Consider the following 22,079-nt stretch of genomic DNA (forward strand, 5'->3'; position numbering starts at 1 on the left):
TCCCCGAAGCGCCTTCAGGTCATTAACCCCAAGGGGTTCGGTAATCGCGCACATGCGATTGATCCCGGTGTGGCCATGGCCACACCGGGATTTTTTGTTAGCGTCCGTCCGTGATGCACGTGCCTAGGCCGGTACCTCTTCCCCCAGATTCAGTGTTTGCTGGCGGCAAAGTTCGTAATATGCCCCTTTCGCTTTCAGCAAGTCCGCATGCGTCCCCTCTTCGATTACCGCTCCGGCCTGCATGACCACGATGTTGTCGGCTAATGCCACTGTGCTCAGTCGATGGGCAATGAGGACGATGGTTTTCCCCCCGTTGCGCATGGTGGCTATGGCCTGTTGGATGTATTGCTCGGCAGCCGGGTCGAGCGCTGAGGTTGCCTCATCCAAGATCAGTATCTCAGGGTTGCGGTACATAGCCCGTGCAATAGCCAGGCGCTGTCGCTGCCCGCCCGATAAGGTTGCGCCGTTCTCCCCGATGTAGGTATGGAAACCGGCCGGCAACTTTTCGATGAAATCCATCATGCCCAGCGCGGCACACACTGACATCACGCGGTTCATATCGGGTTCGAAATCACCCACGGCGATATTTTCGACAACATTACCTGCGAAAAGGTCGATTTGCTGCGGCACCACGCTCACCACACGGCGCAAGCTCTCGTGGCTGAGGTAGCGGATATCCAAATTCCCGATGGTGATACTTCCCGCTTTTATGGGGTAAATCCCCTGCAAGATCGACAGGAGTGTGGTCTTCCCCGATCCGCTTTCGCCTACCACGGCGGTGATCTTGCCCTGGGGGATCAGCAGGTTGAGCTGCTCGAAAACGCTCACCTGCGAACCGTAGCGGAAGCTCACCTCTTTAAAACGGATATCGCCCACCAGTTCCCGGCTCAGTTCGGCCTTTTTCCCCGTCTCCTCCCGCTCCAGGTCCATGATCTCGAACAAACGGTCGGCGGCGATCAATGCATCCTGTATCGTCCGGTTCATACCGATCAAGCTACTGACCGGGGTGGTAAAATAGCCGATGATGGCGTAAAAGGATAACAGCTCGCCCGGGGTAATGCGGGTATCCAGCACAAATCCCGCGCCCACCCACAGCAGGATGATGGTGAACAAACCGGTGGCGAAGCTACCCGAATTGCCGATCCAAAGGGCATTCACCGACGAACGGTACACCGTACCCAGAAAGCGTATGAAGCGGTTTTCCGTCTTCATGTTGGCATAGTCTTCCAGTCCGAAACGCTTCACCGTCCCCACGGCATTCACCGACTCCACCAGTTGCGACTCCAATGCAGCCGAGTGTTCCATGACCTTGCGCTGGGTCTTCCTGTTCACCTTATTGGAAAAGAAGTAAATCAGCGCATACAACGGTACCACCAGGAGCATCACCAGCGCCAGCTTCCAGTAATAGCTGAACATCAATGCGAATGAAAAGACGATGATGAAGATATTCACAGCGAACGTAATCAGCACATCATTGATGAAGAGCCTGATCTTCATCGCGTCATTGATCCGGGAAATGATCTCGCCTGTACGCATCGTATCAAAAAAGCGCTGGGGCAGCCTGAGCAGGTGTTTGTAATAGCCGAGAATGAGCCGTGCATCTATCTGCTGGCCGGTCTTGATGGTAAGGAGCGTCTTTGCATGATTGATAAAGGTCTGCAGAAACAACAGGGCTATCATCACTACCCCCATCAGGTTCAACAAATTGCGGTTGGCGCCCGGGATAACCTGGTCCACAATTTTCTGCAGGAATATCGACGTGGCCAACCCCAGCACCGTATAGCATACCGCCCCCACCAGCACCTGCACCAACACACTGCGGTGGGGACGCAGCAAAAACCAAAGCCTGCTCGCAATGGGTATTTTTTCGTTCCCCGCCTTGAATTGCTCATTTGGCGCCAACAAGAGCAGTACGCCGGTCCACCGTTCCTTGAAATCCGCATGCCTGAGTTGATGCATGCGTCCATCTGCCGGATCCATCACCTCGATGGCAGTTTTCGTCACCCGGTAAACCACCACGAAATGATGCAACCCTTCTCCCACCACCACATGGGCGATGGCCGGTAGTGGCACTTGGGACAGGCTTTCCCACGGGCATTTCACCCCTTTGGCAGCGAAGCCCAACTGCTCGGCCGCCTCGATCAGTCCCAGTACGTTCGTTCCCTTTTTGTCGGTCGATGCATACTGGCGGATACGGGCGATGGGCAGCTTTAGCCGGTAATGGCCGGCCACTGACGCCAGACAGGCTGCCCCGCAATCGGTCATATCGTGTTGCTTAACGTTAATCTTTGCCATAAACACAAATCATTTACAGGTTAGGGTTGAGCCAGTCATCCGCCTTGTCATATAAGAGTTGGAAAAGCGTACGCTCGGCCACTTCGAAACGCGCCCGGAAACTCATCCCCTTCTTGAGCTTACCGGCGTATCCGTTGGGTAAATACAGCACATGCTTATCCAGTTGGCACCGCACCAGAAAGGCAGGTGCTTGATGCTGGCTTACCGCGACATCGTCCGAGATATCGATGATATGTCCATCTACCATTCCCCATTGGTTGTAGTTGAAGGCATCGATCTGGAACCGCACCGGCATGCCCTTGGCCAGCAAGCCGATATCCTTGGGCGACACCCTCACTTCGGCCACCAAACCCGAGTCGGGTGAAATTTCCGCAAGGGTTTCCCCTATGGCCGCGAAACTGCCCGGCAGCACACCATTGAAGTTTTGTATCGTTCCGTCCACCGGCGCCCGTACCGAATAAAGTTCCTTCTCCTTGTCGAGCTGCTGTTTTTGGGCAACAGACTCCCGGAGTTCCAGCTGCAGCCGGTTCAGCTCGGTTTGCCATTGGCTCATCTGCTTATCGTACAACAGGTGCCGTTGCTTCCTGGTCTTTTCCAGCTCATACACCTCCCGGTCAAACTCGGCATTGGATATCATCTTTTTATCATACATGCTTTTCTGGCGGTCGTGGCGCGTTTGTACCTGCGCTAGTTCCAGCTGCGCTTCGGCCAGCTGCTGCTTGAACAGGTGGTATTGTTGCTCGTAAAGCGGGGTGGCCAGCGACACCGGCGGAGGCTCCTCGGCCATGGGAACGGCGACCAGCTGCTGCAAATCACCCAGCCGCTGCCTGAGCTCGCGTTGCCGGTCGCTGGCATACCCTCCCTGATTTTCCAAGATATCCGCTTCGAGCGTAAACAGCAGCGTCCCGGCCTTGACATGTTGGTTTTCGGTCACTAATACGTTTTCAAGCCTCCCGCTGACGGGCGACTTCACCATGTTGCGCTCGTGGATGGGCCTTACGATGCCTTCGCCGCCCACACTCACCGCCACCCGGATAAAAAACAAGGAAACGAAGCCCAGGATCAGGAACAGCAATACCGCCTGGTAGACCACCTTTGTCCGTGTATGGTGCTGCTGGAAATGGTTTTCGACCGTGAACTCCATGATTTCGGTCGGGAAAATTCGGTTCATTCGCAAATAATTTAATCCTCAGTTGCCTCATGGAACCTGCATTTTCATCGGCACTTTTTGCTTTCATCGGTGATGAAGCTTGCGTTCGCCTCCGGCTTCCGCAGGTTTCATCCCGCTAAAATAGGTGCCGTTAGGGCTTCCATAAAAATCTTCCCCCAATCCGTCTGCATCGGGTTACTTTCCGTCCGGCGTAAAAAAGTATCCGTTTATCCGCAGTTCTTGGCTTCAACGGCAGTGGTCGGAACGGATACTAACCCGATGCATGCGGATATGGGTTCCTCCATGCAATCCGCTGTTACAAGCCCTATGTTAGAACTGTTGTACAACAATGTGTTTATTTTTTAACCTTTAAAATTCAAAAACTATGAATTTAGAAAATTTAAATGTCCAGGCGCTCACAGAACGTGAGGCCATGGAAACGACAGGAGGCAATTTAACGTCCTGGATTGTTACCCCTGACATGATGTGGGCGATTATCGATGCCTGGATCGAGACCCTTCCTGAAGCTCCCAGGTAGTTGATGACGGGGTAGTCAGAGAAAGCCCTTGTCCATACGGCACAAGGGCTTTTCTGTAAGCTTACGTTTGGCAGCCGCATCATCTCCTCAAGTAGTGTGCGGCAAAATACATCAAATTCTAAATGGTTAGCCGCCATGTTTATAATAGCTTCCAGGCATTTGCTACCCCTCACCTCGCCCGTTCGTTTTCCTGCGCGCCCGTCGACCGGCTTCGGTAGGTGGATGTGGTAAGTTTACCGAAATTGTAAGTGACGATTACGCCAAAATTATTCTGGGTATAATCCCTCCGGTAATAGATATCCGTTTGCAGCCGATGGGGAATGGCAGACTGTTCTTACCCATAAAAGCAGCCATCAGAAAGCAAATAGGCAAACAGGCGGGTGATTTCGTGAATGTGGTTTTATTCAAAGACAGCGCGCCTTTGGAAATCCCGGATGAGCTTGTCATGTGCTTATCCGACGAGCCAACTGCTTACGAGAAATTCAAGCAACTAACGGAAGGCGAGCAAAAAGCGTTTATCGATTGGATTTATTCCGCGAAAACTGACGAGACAAAAGTCAATCGGATTGCAACTACAATAAACAACCTGCTAAACGGGCAAAAATAACAAAGCAGCCAAAGTCAGGATAGCTGGCAGACCTTGCAGAAATAAGATTTTCTTGCTTGCGGTAACCGCACCATAAATCGCCGCAACGGCAACACAGGAAACAAAGAAAATGGCAATGTGCCGGCTCCACATGGGGTCATCTATCAGTAGCGACCAAATAAGCCCTGCCGCCAAAAAACCGTTGTACAGCCCTTGGTTGGCTGCCAACGTCTTGGTTGGTGTAAAAAGATGGTCGGGCAGGCTCCCTTTAAATGTCTTCTTGCCCACCGTCTCCCATGCAAACATCTCGATCCACAAAATATACAAATGCTCAATAGCCACTAACGCCACCAGTATTTTTGCTATAAGCGTCATATGCGTATCCATTTTAATTCATGAAGATGGGTTTTCATTTTCAAACTTAGATAAATTTGCTGTATATGCAATATAATTGGTTTGCAAAAGCAAATTATTTGTTGTTGTTTGTTTTTAGCAGTACTCATGAATACTTCGCAGTCTATCGATCTACTACAACCCAAATACGGTTCAGGTATATTCCATTGCTACGTAACATCACGTGGGAACGGTATACTTCCGCATCGGGACGGTTTACTTTGTGGTACACGTGGTGAAACGGCATGGCAAAATCGTATTCCGGGTGGCATAAACAGGCTTAAGATGCATGAAAATAGGCTTTTAATGCGCCGACCGCAAATGGTTCGGCGCCCGATAGGCATCGTTGTACGTCAAACGGGTCTGGGTTTTCGTGGAAGGGACATGCCGTGGGGTCGCACCTTTTTTCACTTGTTCGATATGTATTGTCCTTTTGATAAAAACCGGTTTGGTGTTAACTGACCTAATATACTTTTTCGCTGGCAGGGAAAAGACGTGCCGTGGAACCGTATCTTCAGTAGTGCAAATAGACCCCAGATGTGCGTGCATTATTTCGTATGAGATATCTATTGCATCATAGATAAGTCGCGTGTGATCTAAATATGTGTGCATTGTTTTTGCATGAGCCGCAGGTACTCCCCTTTTGATTCATGCTGCATCGTTATGCTCGGATCCAATGCGCTTCGGATTGGGTACCGGATGCTGTCGCGGTGGCCCTATATTGCCTTTTCTGGGTATCGGGCGCTGCCGCTTGGAAATAGCTATCGGCTTTATCGGAGGTGCTTACTTTTTATGAGAATAGATACGGTTACACGCAAACCCGGTATTGTTTTCCAGCAACCCAGGATTGTTCCATTACGGCAACGGATAGGTTTTGTTGGAGACAATACCGTTCCGCCGCAGAATCGTATTTCGTCACAGTGTTTGTTTTTTCCTATAAAGAATGTTGCGTAGCATTTACACGGAAGTGCTCACTTCCTGCACTGCATGGGCCATGTCACCGGGCGAGATGTGCCGGGGCCAAGAGTAAACGAGTATGGCTGGGCTACCATCGGGCCGGTTAGCCGGAAAACAATCCTGTTTGCCATATTTGCGGTATACCCTGCTTTAGCAAATTGATATTCCATGTCTTCCCGGTACGACTTCGTGCGTCGACCGCCCTTCCACGCGTTACCGCTATTCAACCAGCCGACACCGGTATATTCGTTACGGGGATGGCGAGTTGCCGGTCACTGCCGGACGGATTGCCAAGGCCATGAAAGAATCCGCAGCGTACGTACACCCGAAGCCTACTCTTGAAGGGATGGAAGCCGCTTATGCGGATTACCAACCGAAAGCTGTCGAGGCAGCCATGGGAGGCCGTGTCTACACCACTGCCGAGCGGGAAAGTAAACGTAGGCCGGCAGGCCTGTCGGTTGTTGTGGGCGCATGACAAGGTGTGCTTTGGCATGGAAATGGTCCAGTACCTGTATGCCATGGGCGGCAAAAAAATAGTTATCAAACGTTGTCCAATTTTGAAAACTCGATTGTCATTAGACTTTAACAACAAAAAATTCAAAAAAATGGAACAAAGACTAAATTTCAACGAAACAGGAGTAGATGCTATGAAAGCGCTGTACAACATTGCAGTGCACTTGGGTAAATCGACTATCGAGAAAAACCTATTAGAACTGATTTATTTCAGGGTATCACAAATCAATGGCTGTGCGTTTTGCTTAGATATGCACTCGAAGGATCTACGGGCCAAAGGCGAAACAGAGCAACGCCTATATGCGCTAAGCAGTTGGCGGGAAACACCCTTCTATTCCGAAAAAGAACAGTCGGCATTAGCTTGGGCAGAAACCCTTACACAACTTAATAACGGGCTTTTACCTGATGACATCTATGCCGAAGCAGGCAAACATTTTACCGAAAAAGAATTAGTAGATTTGACCTTGGCCGTTACGACGATCAACACCTACAATCGATTCAATATTGCCTTTGGTGCACCGGTGGGCACTTACAGGGTTGGACAATTTGGAGGTTAGGAAAGCGATAGTAAAAGATTAACAATTAGAATTAATAAAATGACTGAGTTCTTATTAGTGTTCCGTAGGGACAATACAACAAAGGAAGAGCAACCCTCCCCAGAACAAATGCAAGCAGCAATAAAACCTTGGCAGGACTGGATAGGAGGAATTGCAGCTCAAAACAAATTAGTTAGGCCTCCGCAAAGATGGAGCGCGGAAGGCAAAGTTGTAAGGGCAAACAACCTGGTCACAGACGGACCCTATGCCGAGATCAAAGAATCAATAGGCGGCTTAATTTTTGTGAGGGCAGCTGATTTTGACGAAGCGGTAGAAATCGCAAAAGGTTGCCCAGTTTTAGCATGGGGAGGAAATGTTGAAGTGAGGATGGCCGTTTCACCTGCGGAAAACAGTTAAAATAGCGGATGCCTTTGCGCTTATGCAAAGGCATCCGTTTCAAGTTATGGAAGAGGAAGCGCTTTTACCGCATTTATTCAGGACCGAGTATCGAAAAATGGTTTCGGTACTTTGTTATCTGTTTGGCATTAAACACCTAGAAATTGCTGAAGATATCGTCAGCGATACATTTCTTTCGGCAACGGAATTATGGGGCATGGATAAACCCCCTGAAAACCCAACTGCCTGGCTTTATACCGTTGCTAAAAATAAGACCAAAAACTACCTGAAACGAAATGCTCTTTTTGAGCAAAAGCTTGCGAAAGAAATAACATACACGGCAAACGAAGCTGATGAAATTGAGATTGACTTATCGGAAAAAAATATTAACGATAGTCAACTGGCTATGATGTTTACGGTTTGTAATCCATGTATATCGGTCGAAGCGCAAGTTGCCCTTGCCTTAAATTTGCTTTGCGGTTTTGGCATACAGGAGATCGCAGACGCATTTTTAACCAACAAGGAAGTAGTTTATAAAAGGATAAGTCGGGCGAAAGAAAAATTAAAATCGGCAAACATAAAAATCGCACAACCTTCGATTTCTGCGATCGACGAACGGCTGGAAAGCGTCTTGACAACCTTATACCTATTGTTCAACGGGGGCTATTATTCTGTTTCACAAAACACCACACTGCGCAAGGACCTTTGTGCCGAGGCGATGCGACTAACCTATTTGCTGGTAGAAAACGAACAGACAAATACCCCTGCCGTAAATGCCTTGCTAGCTTTGATGTGTTTTCATTCCTCACGATTTGACGCACGACTCACTGATAATGGGGAAATCATTCTATATGAAGATCAGGACGAAACACGTTGGAATAGCGCACTCATTGAAAAGGGCACCTATTTTTTAAACCAAGCTGCTACAGGAAATCGAGTATCAAAATACCATTTAGAGGCAGGGATTGCTTATTGGCATACACACAAAGAAGACACCAATGAGAAGTGGGAAAATATCCTGCAACTTTACAATCAATTGCTGCAAATCGAATATTCACCTATAGCTGCATTGAACAGAACTTTTGCGCTTTCAAAAGCCAATGGAAAAAAGACAGCCATTAGGGAGGCGGAAAAGCTTAAGCTTACAGATAATCACTTCTATTATTCACTATTGGGTAGTCTCTACATCAACTTGGATAGTGCACAAGCCTTGCAACATTTTCAAACCGCTTTTAAGCTTGCAAATTCAATCGCTGACAAGGCGACCATCAGAAAAAACATCGACTGGTTGATTACCGAGAAAACTGTTGCTAACAATAAATAGAAAACTAAAAATCGTGACAAAGGTGCATATTTTATACGGTCACACTATCCACGTTTACGCTGTGTGCTTTCCGTTTCAACAATAACGCGCTGATCAATGAAATTACCAATCCCAGTGGGAATACCTCAGAATAAGTGATCAGTACCACCATCACCGGATTTTTGTACAGGTCCTTGAACTTGGCCATTTCTTCAGTCTTTTTGGCCAATTCGGTGGGATTGGCACCATCAGATTCGGCGTTGCGAAGCACATAGTCTGTATACTTATCCATGAAATCAGGGATAAAGCCATAGTAGTAAACTAACCACACCAGCACATAGATGGTGGAGGCCACCAAGGTGATGTATAGCCCTGTTTTGAAGGCTTTGCCAAAGGAAATGATACCATTGAGGTACTTGTTCCGGTAGTTTCGTATACCAACGAAAATGAACGAGAATGCGACGATCATCGCCGCATAGCCTGCGATATCGTTGCCTTTGAAATCTTCACTATGGTAGCATAAATTGACGGAATACACCATCATTCCGGTGATAATCAATCCCGATATCAGTCCGAATACAATTACATTTTTCTTCATCTTTAAAGGCTGTTATTTGGTGTAAAGATGAGCGATTCGTTCCATGTTTTATTCATACTTTTGGGTGATTTCAGCAATTAGCTAGTTATTCACCCTTAAGGATGACCCATCGTTAGGGAATGATACCTAGCTTCTTACCCATATCTACCGCTTGAGTCCGACGTTTCACGTCCATCTTTTCAAAAATCCGCGAATTATGTGTTTTCACGGTATTCAATGAGACAAATAGCCTGGCTGCGATTTCTTGGTTGCTCAATCCTTCCGCCATTAACCTCAATACTTCCAATTCCCGAACGCTCAAACCGAGCTGTACAAGTGCTTTTTCATTTAAGGTGAAAGTCTCTTGGTTCTGTACATGGATTTCCTTTTCTATGATGACAATTCGCTCCTTAGGTTTGGTCAATTTCAAGGCAAGCCATATCCCTAGTACCGTAAAGATAATGGCAATGGCGCCCACATAGATTTCGAAATAGTGGTCAATAATGACGAGACGTAGCTTAATCCATTGCAATAAAAACAACAGCATTGCCAGCGAAATGCCGTAAAGTAAGGGTATCTTATATTTGGTAATGAATTTTGTAGGCATCTTTTCAACAGCTACCGAAAACAAACTTATGAAAATATGTGGACTTACAAAGATACTGAGGTTTTTGTCAGCAGTCATTAATCAATTTTTACTATCTTCCCGCATGTTTCTGTCCCAACCCATTGTCCAGGCCTTGGAAGCCGCCATTAAAGGGGTGGTGCCAAATGATTACCAGATCAAGTCCATAGTGTCAGTTTCCGGTGGTGATATCAATCGTGCATACCACATCAAAACCCAATCGGGCCAATATTTCGTAAAGGTCAATGATGCTAATCGGGCCATCCAACTATTTTTGGCCGAATCAAAAGGGTTAATGTTGCTACGGGAATCGTCGTCCAGCGTCAATGCCCCGCATACATTCACCGTAGGTCAAGCCCATGGCGACACTTTCATTCTCATGGAATGGATAGACATGGGAAGCAAAAATGATGCAGGCAGCCAAGCGTTATTGGGCCGCATGGTGGCTGCACTGCACCGTCATCATGCGAACGACTTCGGCCTCGATCACGACAACTTTATTGGTAGCTTGCTACAAATCAATACCCAATCGGCTGATTGGACAGATTTTTTTATCCAACAGCGACTGCAAAAGCAATTGGATATAGCACAAAAGCAGTTACTCAATACCAGTTTGCAGCGGCAGTTCGATCAATTGTTCGCCCGCTTGGATACGCTTTATCCCCAAGAACCCCCATCCTTACTGCATGGTGACCTATGGGGTGGCAACTACCTAATAGGCACAAATGGCCAACCTGTATTAATCGATCCGGCGGTATATTATGGGCACCGTGAAATGGATATCGCCATGACCAAGCTATTCGGCGGCTTTTCACAACGGTTTTATGCGGCTTATCATGAGGATTATCCTTTGCAGGATGACTGGGAAACACGTATTGACCTTTGGAACCTCTATCCCTTACTGGTGCATTTCAACCTGTTTGGCGGCGGTTACCTTAGTCAGTTAAAAAATTGCCTGAAGCAGTATATATAAAAGGTTTTTTAAAATAACCTGGTCAACCAGCTTTCTTCCAGACCGATAAACCATCCTTCAGGCCTTTGCTCAAGTGGGTACACGTGTATGTAATCGCCCTGCCCCTCGTCGCCTTTGCCACTTTCCAAATCAAAGGCGTGCCGATGGTATGGACAAATTAGCCTACCCTTTTCACACCATCCTCCGGAAAGATCGGCTCCAGCATGCGGGCAACGTACTGAAGTCGCATATAACTTATCGTCATGGCGGATGATGCAGACATTCTTGCTGTCTATCCTTGCTTTCCGGATACCATCTGTTTGGGGGATGGATGAGTTTTCTATTTTTACCCATTTCATGGTATTCCAAAAATAAGAGTTCTTGTCTCATTATTATTATAAACCTTCTATCGCCTCTTTTTAAGCCAATTACTCACCACAGTTTTTATTCAAATGTCGTTCGTGAATACCATGCATTTTATCTAAGTTTGCACCGTTTTATAAAAATCCAGACTTCATGGCATTACAATGCGGCATCGTAGGCCTACCCAATGTAGGTAAATCCACGTTATTCAACTGCCTTTCCAACGCAAAAGCGCAGGCAGCCAATTTTCCCTTTTGTACCATCGAACCCAATGTGGGGGTCATTACTGTACCGGATGAACGGTTGAATAAGCTGGCAGAATTGGTAATCCCACAGCGGGTGGTACCCAATACGATTGAAATCGTTGACATCGCCGGCTTGGTGAAAGGTGCGAGCAAAGGCGAAGGCTTGGGAAACCAATTCCTTGGGAATATCCGCAATACAGATGCCATCATCCATGTATTGCGTTGTTTTGATGATGGCAATGTGGTACACGTTGATGGATCTGTAGATCCCGTGCGTGACAAGGAAATCATCGATACGGAATTACAATTGAAAGACCTGGATTCGGTGACCAAACGCCTCCAAAAGGTAGAAAAGCAGGCTAAAACCGGGGGAGATAAGGAAGCGAAGCGGAGCTACGAAATCTTATCTGTAGTGAAAAACCATTTGGAATCTGGCAAATCAGCCCGTACAGCGCCTATTTCAAAGGAGGATTTTGAATTTATCGATGACTTGGCGTTACTTACCGTAAAACCCATCCTATACGTCTGCAACGTGGATGAGGCATCAGTCAATACAGGCAACACCTATGTGGACCGGGTGCGTGAAGCCATCAAAGACGAGGATGCTGAATTACTGGTCATTTCCGCGCAGATTGAATCGGAAATCGCACAACTGGAAAGCTATGAGGAGCGCCAGCTTTTCTTGGAAGACCTTGGCCTCAACGAATCGGGTGTGAACAAGCTCATCCGTGTAGCTTATAAACTGCTGAAACTCGCCACCTACTTTACGGCTGGCGTACAGGAAGTACGTGCGTGGACCATCGAAAATGGGTTTACCGCCCCTCAAGCTGCGGGTGTAATCCATACGGATTTTGAAAAGGGGTTTATTCGTGCCGAAGTTATCAAATATGAGGATTTCATCAAATACGGCTCAGAAGCCGCGGTAAAGGAAGCAGGCAAGATGGGTGTAGAAGGTAAGGGCTATATTGTGCAAGATGGGGATATCATGCATTTCCGATTCAATGTATAGCTTTGTATAGCTCTGCATACAGCTTGATGTAAATATACCTATCCAAACAAGAGTTTAATCCCGAGCATCCATACCAAAATAGCTGAGCCAACTAGGCCTAGCACTTTTGCCAATGCCGTAGTGAGGCCAATAACGGCTTTTTTACGACTATTAATAGGCCATACCCCTATAGGATTTACTTGTTCCTGAAATGTTTTAAGTACAGTTTCATTAGTGGGTTTGCCAAAAGTCATACCAACAACCATACCGACCAAACTGGCCAACGATGTATAGATAAGTTGTGCTTCAAATGGAATATCAAGGAAAAATACGACTAGCAATGCGGTAATCAACCCAAATCCCATACTTGCCAGCTCGGCCGTGGCGTTGACTCTCCACCAAAGCCAACGCAATGCTGTAGGAATACCCAATGCTGCACCAATGAACGCTACCCACCGCCATGCCTGTTCAATGGTATTAATTTGAAAACTCACCAAGATAGCCATACAAGCAAATCCCAGCACAGCCAATCGGGCTGCCCAGAATTTTTGGCGTTCGGTTGCCTTTGGATGTAACCGCAGGAAGATATCGTTTACCACGTATGAAGCGCCCCAGTTAAAATGTGTATCTACCGTACTCATAAAGGCTCCTAAAAGGCTGACAATAACCAACCCCAATACTCCTGAAGGCAACAATTCACCCATTAGCACGGAATAGGCCAGCTCTCGGTCAGCCGTCCCGTCTTTTACCATTAATGGATAGGCACTTTCCTCACCGAGTGGTATAAGCACCAATGCGGCAATAGCTACAATAAACCAGGGCCATACACGTACAAAATATTGCCAAAATATAAAAAGCAAAGCTGCCTTCTTTGCATGTTTTTCGTCTTTGGTGGTGCTGAGCCGTTGCATGGTGAACCCTCCCCCGTCGGAAGGCACATTAGCATACGACTGCACCAATAGGTACATGCCAAACATAAAGGCTCCCATTCCAATCGCTTGTAACCATCCGTCACCGGCGGCGGGAAAAAATGTTAAGAACTCATGATCCTCACCATATAGGGAAGTCAACCCTGATTGGATGCCTGATTTTCCGCCTACCGCCTTCCATGCGGTAACAGCAAACCATATACTCCCAATTATTCCGATGGCAAACTGAATTAAATCGGTAAAGATAACCCCTCGTATACCACCAAGGGAAGCATAAAAAGTAACGATGGCGATGAGGGCAAAAATGGTCAATACATCGCTTGGGGAACCTAACGCCGATTCCCCGGGCATAAAATTTCCAACGATAGCCACCAATCCAGGCGTCCATTCCTCCCAGTGGAAAAATGGCTCTACAATCTTGCCCATGGCACGCAACACCCAGCCCAAAATGATGGCATTATAGACAAACCCATACAGGGTGGCCCGAAACCACCGTAACATGGAAGCCGTCTTCCCTGAATACCGCAATGCGATGAATTGGGCATCTGTTATTACCCCGCTACTGCGCCACATGCGAGCAAAGATGATTGCCACGGCCGCGTGCACTGCAATCCACGACATCCACACCCAGTTGCCCGATAATCCCCTGGCGGCCACGATACCGGTAATCGCCAGCGGTGTGTCTGCTGCAAATGTGGTGGCTGCGATGGATGTACCGGCCCACCACCAAGGGAGAGACCTATCGGCAAGGAAATAGCTTTCCATACTGGTGCCAGCCTTTTCCTTTACCCAAAAACCCACCCCTATTGCGAACAATAAATAACATGCTATGAGCAACCAATCAATAAATTGAAGCGACATCATTAAATAACTGGATTTATGCGATGAAAACCAATCGCAGCGAAGTAGGCAAATTTATAAATAATAATTTAATCAAAAACCTCATCGGTTTATCGCGGACGCACGGCAAACCTAAGAAGCATCGCTTGCGACGTGAGCTTTAGCGGTTTTGCGCCTTCGCGAGAAAACAGAAAACTGCCATGCATCCATAGGAATCACTTAATAAAGCCCGGTCTGTCAGTAAGCCTCGATATATACTTTGATGGAATCGGCGTCCAAGCGTGAGCGGAACCATTGTTCCAATTTTTGTTTTTCAGCATTGGTCTTGCGGGAATTCGTTGATCCCACAATCAACGCTTGGTAAATGCTCGATCGGAGGGAGTCGCCAAAAATAACCTGCTCGCTCGCGCCACAGGTTCTGATTTCCGGAAAAATCGGTTGCAGCTCAGCCAACAACTGCTTCCCCAGCTCCTTCTGTCTGGCAATGCTATCTTGTCGTTGGAGGTGTTTGGCAAGTTCGCCCCTCAATCGGCTGATTTCTGATTGGCTCCTTCCCATCGCCTGCAACTCATCCTGCCCGTCGGATATGGAAAAACCCTGTTGGATGATCAATGTTGTCCCCTCCAGTGGATAATTATTGATTTTGCTTTCTAGTCTGCTTTTCTCCTCATCCGTGATTGGCTTTCCCCCGTATACCAATCGAATGCTTCGTTGAGAAGGGTCTACTTCTGATGAGAGCAGGTAATCATCTTCGATATAGGTTTCGTTGCGGATGAATGTATTCGCATGTTGGTTAAAACGCTCTTGCTGAACCAAGATATAACCAAAATAAAGACTCGGGATCATGGTGATGGTCACGATAAAACTCACCCACCTATTAGCCGATTTCTTTAAACCCTCTTCGGTTTCATGCCAGATCGGGTACTTTAGGAAACGGACAATCACCAGTGTCGCCGCGGCAATGAAAACGGTGTTGATGGTGAAAAGGTAAAAAGCGCCGAAGAAATATGGCCAATTAGCTGTAGCAAGGCCATAACCAGCGGTACACAATGGAGGCATCAATGCAGTGGCGATAGCTACTCCGGGAATCACATTCCCCTTCTGCTTACTCGAAAGCGCTACAATACCCGCAAGCCCACCAAACAGCGCAATCAGTACATCATATATATTCGGTTGGGTACGGGCCAAGAGTTCAGAATGTGCCTCATTGATGGGGGTGACAAAAAAATAGCAAGTGGAGGCCACCAAGCTGGAAGCCACAGCGAAGCCGAAATTGGTCAACGCTTTCTTCAATAAGCTAAATTCATAGGTGGCCAAGCTATAGCCGATACCCAATATCGGGCCCATTAAGGGAGAAATAAGCATCGCACCAATAATCACAGCTGTGGAATTGACATTAAGCCCCACACAGGCAATGATGATTGCAAAAATCAATATCCAAAGGTTTGTTCCCCTGAAATAAATCCCTTTCTCTACCGTGTCATGGATGATGTCGTAATCCTCCCGTTCGGAAGCAATGTTGAATTTCTTGATGATGGTAATGATATTCATAAACGGCATTTTATTCGGTGCGCCATCACCATCAGGTATATGGCATGCACCAAATATAAGCGAAAATAATAAAGCTATTATCTGCCAATGGGTGATTATTTGGAAAAAACCATCACTATAGGTGAACGATATGGGCCATCATGATTAAAAATTTCAAGATGCAGTTCAAATAAATAAACCAAATCAATATCTTTGCACTCCCGTTCCCGTAGTTCAATGGATAGAATTTCAGATTCCGGTTCTGAAGATAGGGGTTCGAATCCCTTCGGGAACACAAAAGACCACCAAAGACGGTCGGTCAGATTCAAAAGCAGCCTTTAAGACATCTTAAAGGCTGTTCTTAATTTATTGCAATTCAACCAAAACCACCCGAATTCGACAAAAAGAATCCCCAAAAGAACCCCGAAACCCTTGTTTATCTCAATGGTATTTGCTACCTTGCATTATTGTTAAAGCTGTTAAAAACCAATTGATTATGAGCAGGACGATCAAAATCGAATGCGGCATCAATTTCCGGTTGAGGGAAGCAAACGCCACCAAACCCACACCCATCACGTGTTTTGTGGAGTACAACGGCAAGCCAGTGGTAAAAATACCCACCGGAGCAAAGGTACTCCCCGCCAAGTGGAACACGGAAAAGGAACGGCCCATCGGCGGTATGAAAGGATTGGAAAAGGCCGAGGCAAACACCATCGTCGAAAAACTGACCTCGGTAAAGGCCGCTGTGGAAACCGAGTACCGGACATATGTAAACCGGCACCACGCCTATCCGGACAAAGCGCTATTCAAGCAACAGGTCATGCAATCGCTTAGCGGGGGTTCCATTGATAATGCATCCGAACCCACCCAATCGCTACTTTCCTTTTTCGACCGACAGATAGAACTAAGCCGCCAAGGCAAGCGCGTCATCCTGAAAGGAAAACGCAGGGGGCAGCGATATCGGACGGGTACGATAGGTTCGTACGAGGGGAGCCACCAGCTACTGCTCGAATACGTAGATGACAGGAAACTGAAAGGGCTGAACTTCATGGACATTACGATGGACTTCTATTACGACCTACAGGACTACATGTTTTCTGTCAAGGAGGTTTCGCTGAACTATTTCGGCAAGATCATCAAGCACGTCAAGCTGTTCATGGGTGAGGCCGAGGAATTGGGGTGGCATTCCAACGCGGCATACAGGTCCAAGGCCTTCATCAAGATGCAGGAGGAAACCGATGCCATCTACCTGAACATCCAGCAACTGGAAAAGATACGGGCGCTTGACCTCGCGGGGCATCCCGGACTTGCCAACGCACGCGACCTGTTCCTGCTTGGCGCATGGACGGGCCTGCGCTTCCAGGACTATTCGGTGATGGCCAAGAAGGCGCGTGTAATGGGCGACTTCATCCATATCGAAACAGAGAAAGTTGGCGTATCAGTCGCTATCCCGATATTACCGGCCACGCGGGAGATACTGGAAAAATACCGCTTGGAGGATGGCACATACGCATATCCCAACCCCATCAGTAACCAGAAGCTGAACGACTACATCAAAACCATCGCGAAGATGGCGAAACTCGACCATGCCATTATCCTTTCAGTGCCGGAGGCTGGCAAACGGGTACAGGTGACCATACCGTTTTACCAAGCCGTGGACACGCACACGGCAAGGCGTTCGTTCGCGACCAATATGTACAAACATTACAGGCTTCCCGCCCTTACCATCATGAAGATAACGGGGCACTCCACCGAAGCCAATTTCTTCAAGTATATCCGGATGACACCGGAGGAAAACGCGCAGCTGATACTGGATGCGGTAATGGCAAAAGCAGAGTTAGAACCGGTCGGATGACCAAAACACAGCATAGATGGACTTACAGGACTTCAAACGCCTAAACAGCCTACTTAACGATTACACTTGGTACGGCTGGACATTCCTGCAAACGGGCATGGGGCTGGAATGGGATGCCATGCCCGGACGCGACTATTTTGCAACCCGTTGGATGGAATTTTTCAGGGGCATCAACGATGGCACCTACCACCGTTTGGCCGGAGCCATCACCGATACGGCATACCTACCCCGTTTCAGGGAGGAAGTGCGCACGAGACTGGCCCCGTTGCTTGCGGAGCTGGAGGCGGCAACCCCGGAACGCGGCATGCGGAAGATACGGGTGCGTATCGACGTGGACAAATTCAGGCGTTACGAAACGGGGTTGAAGCAGATGAGCAGTGATAACATCATCTTCGATATGATACAGGACGACGACGATATAAGGGATACCTATTTCATAGACGGCGACCCCGACCAGATCCGATCCTACCTCATTCAGGGCATTAGGGGCGTCCTCGACCAATACAACTCCGCGGAGCGCGAAAGGATAAGGGAACTTGAAAACGCGCTAAAGGAAATGGAAATCGCGATGGTGGAAAGGAATATGCTATTGGCTGTCAAGCAGACGCAGCAGCAAGACCTTGCCCTCAAAGTCAACGAGCAGCAGGCTGAAATAGCCACCCTCGCGGAACGTAACCGCGCCTTGGAGGAAATACTAACGAAATACCAGCAGGAAGAAGAAGCGGACGGCGCCGGAGCCGACCAATCCGGCCCCATCAAGGACGGTAAACTCCGGATGTACTACCTTTACAAACTGGGCTTCCTCGACAATGCCATCTGGAACGACCAGATCAAGTATGGCCAACGCGCCATAATACTACGGAAAATCCTTGGCGGCGGCCCCATCGAACAGGGCACCGCCCTGCGGTACTACAAACTGTTCAACAGCATGGGGAGCACCGAACTGCGGAGTTACGAGGCCGACAATGAACACAAAGTGCTTGACTACCTGAAAAGCATCTGCCCCGGCGTGAAATTTACCAAGGGAAAATTCGTCAATAGCATCAGGAAAGCATAGTGCCAATGTAGCGTTATGCTCCGCAATCCCGTTCATCGTGTATATACCAACAAACTTTATTCTTTATAAACCATGAAGCATATTTATTTACTCTTTGCCATCCTTGTCCTTGCCGCTTGCTCCAAAGAGGAAGTCCACGGACCTTGGAACCTTAAAAATGGGCAGGAAGTGGAAGTGCTGGTCAGCCATCGCTACGGTGCGATAGGTGACCAATTGCTGCTACTTCCCCGAAATGAACCCGGAAGCATGCACCTCTCCGGCTTTACCGAACGGGAACCCGGCTATAACTACCGGGTGAAAGCAAGGATGGTCGCACCGGAAGTCCCGGCGATGGACGGCCCCGCTTACCATCTTGAATTCATCGGGGTCGTCAGCGAAGAGAAATACGAGGGCAATGAGCCTTTCGAAATAGCGCTTATCCAGTCCCATGTGCCTGGAGGCCCGGTAATCATGCTCCGGAAACAGGATGGCCACTACCATTTTATCCCCGAAAGGCTAACCCTCACCCATGCCAATGAGGAAGTGGGGAGCCAACTGGAAGAAATATGGCAGCACAACAATGAACTGCTTGAAAACTATCAAACACACGGAACGCCCCCTGTGATAAAATGGAGGGCAATCAAAGCCACCGTGACCCACGACCCGGAAAACTTTGGAAAATCCTATTTGGTGTCACATATCGAGTTTACCGAATAGCAGCCCACAATCTGGTCTAATCAGTTCCCTGTCCGGCCTGCGGTGTATTCCCCAAAAGGACGGAGTATCGTGCAAACCTGACAAATATGAAATAGTGACCAATCCCCCTTTGAATCCCCACGAACATTGCTCCATACAAATACGTTTGATATGGCGCAGATATTCACAAGCTATTCGGACAGGGAGTTCAAGGAAATCCTATCCGAGCAGGTAAAGGGGGCCGTCAGGGAGGCACTCCACGGGGAAACAGCAGAAAAGCAGACCGCACCCACGCCCAATCTCGGGTACAGGTCAAGGGCAGAGACAAGGCGGCTGCTTGGCGTGGCCTATTCCACCATGCACTATTGGGAAAAGTCAGGCATCCTCGTGCCCGACCGTATCGGCCGCAAGGTCTACTATTCGGACGAAGCCATTGCGGGCGCCCTAAGCAGGAAAGGGGGGCAATCCAAATGAGGACACCCTTCGTATCGGCACATCTGTCTATACATATATCCGGCTATATGGAAAGCCCCGGAACGCCGGCCTACCCTATCCCCACCGACCGCACCCCTATTAGCAGACTTGTAGGGAGCGAGTTTATTTTTTTGCAATGCAAAAAACCCGATTGCCACGCCCATGCGGTGGCAATCGGGCCGATGCTCCCGTTGGTCGCAATCTTCAGAATTGGAAGGAGGAGACCATGACAGGGCCGGCGAAAGAAGAAAGAAACGGGACAAAATCACGTAAACGCGGACGGCCGAAAAAGGCCATCACGCGCAGCGGTTCGCTGGTGGTGCGGCTGACCCCGATAGAGCGGTTGGCCATCGCGGGAAGGGCAAGGGATGCGGGCATGCGGATAAGCGACTGGTTCAGGCAGGCGGCGAAAAACGCGGTGGTGAAACCACGGCTATCCAAAGAGGAAGCCGGATACCTGCGCATGCTGTCCGGTATGGCCAACAACCTCAACCAGCTTACCAAGCTGGCCCATACCGCCGGGCTGGTATCCATCATGGGAAACTGCCGTGAACTGCTCACGGCCGTTGAGGGGTTAATCAAAAAGATTGGCAGCGATGATAGGTAAGCAGATAACGGGGAAAAGCTTCGGCGGGTGCATCCGCTACCTGCTGCAAAAGGAAAAGTCGGCCGTACTGGATGCTAAGGGCATACGCGACTACGACACCAAGGCGATCATCAATGACTTCAACGCGCAGCGCAGATTAAGGCCGTCATTGGGCAAGGCCGTGGGCCACGCCGTATTGAGTTGGAGTAATGAAGACCGGCCAAAACTCACGGTGGAAAAGATGGCGGCGCACGCAAGGGAATACATGGAAAAGATGGGCATCACCGATACGCAGTACCTTGTGGTGCTTCATACAGACCGGAACCACCCACACCTGCATATCGTGTACAACCGCGTGGACAATTCAGGCAACACCGTAAGCAATTACAACCTATGGGAGAAGAACCACAGGGTGTGCAGGGAGATGACCGAGCGCTATGGTTACCACATGGGCAAGGGTAAGGAACAGGTAAACAGGCAGGCATTGCGAGGCAGGGAAAAGGTACGCTACGTGATTTACGATGCACTGAAGCCGGCCGTAGCCAAGGCTACTTCATGGAAGCAACTTGAAAAGCTGCTTGCAGCCAGAGGCATCGGCATCCAGTACAAATACCGTAGCGGCACCAAAGAGGTGCAGGGTATTTCCTTTGAAAAAGACGGTGTGAAATTCAAGGGGTCGGCCATTGACCGGCAATTCAGCTTTGTGGGTCTTAACAAGCAGTTACAAAGGAATAGGGGTTTGGAACACTCCACGGCCGAAAACCTTATGAGCAGGCGTACATTGGGCGAGCAGATCAGGGAGGTGCTGGATACGCACCACGGGCGGCAGCAATCCCATGAGCCATCGCACGGCGCGGGCCTGCTCGATATACTATTTGCCCCGGTATACATCGCTCCGGAACCCGACCCCGTAGGCGATGCGGAGAAACGCAGGCGGAAACGGAAAAAACAAGAAGCGGAACAATCACGGGGAATCAGCAGGTAAAACCATAACAGGCATGAAAGAAATACAGGAACTCGAAAACAGATTAAAGGACACCGCCGATTTGCAGTTGCAGCAGGAGCGGCGCATCACGGAACTGGAAAACCGGAAGGTGGAGGTGCCGGACTACGGGGACCAACTGGCCGAAATCCAAAGTGCGTTGCAGCAGATACGGGCGGCACTGCCCGATCACGCCGTGACGCATGAACTCGGACAGCGCATGGAGCGGCTTGCGGCCAAAATGCCCGACACCATGAAGGTGACCCACCAGCATGATTTCTCTGACCGATCAAGGGGTACCATCATCGGTGTCTTTCTTCTTTTGGCAGCATTTGCCGCCACGCTTGCCGTAGCCTTCCACCTATGGCAGCGGAACGGTGAGCTACAGGCCAACGATGTCAAATACCGCATGGTACGCCAGTATTACCCAACGGCCGCTGCATGGGCGGAGCGCGCCTACACGGCCAATCCCGATTCGGCACGGATGGACGTTGAGCGGCTGGAAGCGGTGCAGGAGGCGTTTCGGCTGGCCGAGAAAGCGGCTTTAAAAAAAGAAAAAGAGGCCGAAAAGGCACGGAATAAAGTAGATAGGATGAGGGAAAAGTAAGCTGCGACGCCATAAGACCGGAGACTTTCGCCTCGGTTTTACGCTGTCGTTATTTGGAAAGAAGGGGCGGTATCACTATCTTTGTACTTAGGTTTAGGTTGATAGCCCCTAATCCCATTGGGGCGAG

24 protein-coding genes and 1 tRNA gene are annotated in these 22,079 nt (G+C 48.8%); 17 read left to right on the forward strand and 8 right to left on the reverse strand.

Translation table 11 applies throughout. The features are described from left to right. Nucleotides 1-123 precede the first annotated feature (123 nt). Together NF543_RS20055 and NF543_RS20060 are read right to left on the reverse strand one after the other, a co-directional pair. Nucleotides 124-2,295, reverse strand: a complete 2,172-nt coding sequence (locus NF543_RS20055; RefSeq protein ID WP_257669979.1) for a peptidase domain-containing ABC transporter — start codon at nt 2,293-2,295, stop codon at nt 124-126. Nucleotides 2,296-2,308: 13 nt separating this feature from the next. After that, entirely contained in the window at nt 2,309-3,466 is a 1,158-nt protein-coding gene (locus NF543_RS20060; RefSeq protein WP_257669980.1) for an HlyD family secretion protein, read from the reverse strand. A gap of 72 nt (nt 3,467-3,538) precedes the next feature. Here NF543_RS20060 and NF543_RS20065 point away from each other — a divergent pair, with 72 nt between their 5' ends. The 3 genes from NF543_RS20065 (at nt 3,539) to NF543_RS20075 (ending at nt 4,590) form a co-directional block, all read left to right on the forward strand. Beyond that, a complete protein-coding gene (locus NF543_RS20065; protein WP_257669981.1) occupies nt 3,539-3,811 on the forward strand; it encodes a hypothetical protein in 273 nt (90 codons plus the stop codon). Between the two features lie 19 nt (nt 3,812-3,830). Further along, nucleotides 3,831-3,983: a hypothetical protein gene (locus NF543_RS20070; RefSeq protein WP_257669982.1), complete on the forward strand. Its 153-nt coding sequence runs from the start codon at nt 3,831-3,833 to the stop codon at nt 3,981-3,983. A gap of 304 nt (nt 3,984-4,287) precedes the next feature. Further along, nucleotides 4,288-4,590 (forward strand): YdeI/OmpD-associated family protein, encoded by a 303-nt coding sequence (locus NF543_RS20075; RefSeq protein ID WP_257669983.1) that lies wholly within the window; start codon nt 4,288-4,290, stop codon nt 4,588-4,590. Here the strand turns inward: NF543_RS20075 and NF543_RS20080 are convergent. Continuing rightward, entirely contained in the window at nt 4,573-4,944 is a 372-nt protein-coding gene (locus NF543_RS20080; RefSeq protein WP_257669984.1) for a DUF1304 domain-containing protein, read from the reverse strand. The two genes, NF543_RS20075 and NF543_RS20080, sit on opposite strands and share 18 nt — an antisense overlap. A gap of 1,273 nt (nt 4,945-6,217) precedes the next feature. Between NF543_RS20080 and NF543_RS20085 the strand changes: the two genes are divergently transcribed. The 4 genes from NF543_RS20085 to NF543_RS20100 all read left to right on the forward strand — a co-directional run bounded on the left by NF543_RS20085 (nt 6,218) and on the right by NF543_RS20100 (nt 8,688). Then, nucleotides 6,218-6,394, forward strand: coding sequence for a hypothetical protein (locus tag NF543_RS20085; RefSeq protein ID WP_257957535.1), 177 nt, complete (start codon nt 6,218-6,220; stop codon nt 6,392-6,394). A 130-nt stretch (nt 6,395-6,524) separates the two neighbouring features. After that, nucleotides 6,525-6,989, forward strand: coding sequence for a carboxymuconolactone decarboxylase family protein (locus NF543_RS20090; RefSeq protein ID WP_257669986.1), 465 nt, complete (start codon nt 6,525-6,527; stop codon nt 6,987-6,989). A gap of 39 nt (nt 6,990-7,028) precedes the next feature. Beyond that, the gene (locus tag NF543_RS20095; RefSeq protein WP_257669987.1) at nt 7,029-7,385 is read left to right on the forward strand and encodes a YciI family protein; all 357 of its coding nucleotides are present in this window, start codon (nt 7,029-7,031) and stop codon (nt 7,383-7,385) included. A gap of 46 nt (nt 7,386-7,431) precedes the next feature. Further along, on the forward strand, nt 7,432-8,688 hold the full coding sequence (locus NF543_RS20100; protein WP_257669988.1) for an RNA polymerase sigma factor: 1,257 nt from the start codon (nt 7,432-7,434) through the stop codon (nt 8,686-8,688). A gap of 31 nt (nt 8,689-8,719) precedes the next feature. On the opposite strand, the gene NF543_RS20105 is transcribed toward NF543_RS20100, so the two are convergent. Continuing rightward, complete coding sequence (locus tag NF543_RS20105) at nt 8,720-9,265, reverse strand: DUF4199 domain-containing protein (RefSeq protein ID WP_257669989.1); 546 nt, start codon at nt 9,263-9,265, stop codon at nt 8,720-8,722. Between the two features lie 112 nt (nt 9,266-9,377). After that, complete coding sequence (locus NF543_RS20110; RefSeq protein WP_257669990.1) at nt 9,378-9,929, reverse strand: response regulator transcription factor; 552 nt, start codon at nt 9,927-9,929, stop codon at nt 9,378-9,380. A 25-nt stretch (nt 9,930-9,954) separates the two neighbouring features. On the opposite strand from NF543_RS20110, the gene NF543_RS20115 reads away from it, so the two are divergent. Further along, complete coding sequence (locus tag NF543_RS20115) at nt 9,955-10,842, forward strand: fructosamine kinase family protein (protein ID WP_257669991.1); 888 nt, start codon at nt 9,955-9,957, stop codon at nt 10,840-10,842. An 8-nt stretch (nt 10,843-10,850) separates the two neighbouring features. Here NF543_RS20115 and NF543_RS20120 read toward each other — a convergent pair whose 3' ends face one another. Then, nucleotides 10,851-11,180 carry a Rieske (2Fe-2S) protein gene (locus tag NF543_RS20120; RefSeq protein WP_257669992.1) on the reverse strand — a complete coding sequence of 110 codons (330 nt, stop codon included), beginning with the start codon at nt 11,178-11,180 and terminating at the stop codon, nt 10,851-10,853. 157 nt (nt 11,181-11,337) lie between these two features. Between NF543_RS20120 and ychF the strand changes: the two genes are divergently transcribed. Next, complete coding sequence (gene ychF / locus NF543_RS20125) at nt 11,338-12,438, forward strand: redox-regulated ATPase YchF (protein ID WP_257669993.1); 1,101 nt, start codon at nt 11,338-11,340, stop codon at nt 12,436-12,438. A gap of 38 nt (nt 12,439-12,476) precedes the next feature. On the opposite strand, the gene NF543_RS20130 is transcribed toward ychF, so the two are convergent. Together NF543_RS20130 and NF543_RS20135 are read right to left on the reverse strand one after the other, a co-directional pair. Next, nucleotides 12,477-14,210: a sodium:solute symporter family protein gene (locus NF543_RS20130; RefSeq protein WP_257669994.1), complete on the reverse strand. Its 1,734-nt coding sequence runs from the start codon at nt 14,208-14,210 to the stop codon at nt 12,477-12,479. 213 nt (nt 14,211-14,423) lie between these two features. Beyond that, nucleotides 14,424-15,737, reverse strand: coding sequence for a DUF389 domain-containing protein (locus tag NF543_RS20135; RefSeq protein WP_257669995.1), 1,314 nt, complete (start codon nt 15,735-15,737; stop codon nt 14,424-14,426). A gap of 202 nt (nt 15,738-15,939) precedes the next feature. Here NF543_RS20135 and NF543_RS20140 point away from each other — a divergent pair. From NF543_RS20140 to NF543_RS20175, 8 genes are all read left to right on the forward strand, one after another. Continuing rightward, a tRNA-Arg gene (locus tag NF543_RS20140) sits at nt 15,940-16,011 on the forward strand. A gap of 201 nt (nt 16,012-16,212) precedes the next feature. Further along, complete coding sequence (locus NF543_RS20145; RefSeq protein ID WP_257669996.1) at nt 16,213-17,571, forward strand: site-specific integrase; 1,359 nt, start codon at nt 16,213-16,215, stop codon at nt 17,569-17,571. 16 nt (nt 17,572-17,587) lie between these two features. Next, the gene (locus NF543_RS20150; RefSeq protein WP_257669997.1) at nt 17,588-18,628 is read left to right on the forward strand and encodes a coiled-coil domain-containing protein; all 1,041 of its coding nucleotides are present in this window, start codon (nt 17,588-17,590) and stop codon (nt 18,626-18,628) included. A gap of 72 nt (nt 18,629-18,700) precedes the next feature. After that, nucleotides 18,701-19,324, forward strand: a complete 624-nt coding sequence (locus NF543_RS20155) for a hypothetical protein (RefSeq protein WP_257669998.1) — start codon at nt 18,701-18,703, stop codon at nt 19,322-19,324. A gap of 150 nt (nt 19,325-19,474) precedes the next feature. Next, on the forward strand, nt 19,475-19,777 hold the full coding sequence (locus NF543_RS20160) for a MerR family transcriptional regulator (RefSeq protein ID WP_257669999.1): 303 nt from the start codon (nt 19,475-19,477) through the stop codon (nt 19,775-19,777). A 136-nt stretch (nt 19,778-19,913) separates the two neighbouring features. Next, complete coding sequence (locus tag NF543_RS20165; protein WP_257670000.1) at nt 19,914-20,384, forward strand: MobC family plasmid mobilization relaxosome protein; 471 nt, start codon at nt 19,914-19,916, stop codon at nt 20,382-20,384. Next, nucleotides 20,374-21,348, forward strand: coding sequence for a relaxase/mobilization nuclease domain-containing protein (locus tag NF543_RS20170; protein WP_257670001.1), 975 nt, complete (start codon nt 20,374-20,376; stop codon nt 21,346-21,348). Before NF543_RS20165 ends, NF543_RS20170 begins: the two co-directional genes overlap by 11 nt. Nucleotides 21,349-21,361: 13 nt before the next feature. Next, the gene (locus NF543_RS20175; RefSeq protein ID WP_257670002.1) at nt 21,362-21,952 is read left to right on the forward strand and encodes a hypothetical protein; all 591 of its coding nucleotides are present in this window, start codon (nt 21,362-21,364) and stop codon (nt 21,950-21,952) included. Nucleotides 21,953-22,079 lie beyond the last annotated feature (127 nt).

This window comes from Parapedobacter tibetensis, assembly GCF_024704835.1.
GTDB classification, from domain to species: Bacteria; Bacteroidota; Bacteroidia; order Sphingobacteriales; family Sphingobacteriaceae; genus Parapedobacter; species Parapedobacter tibetensis.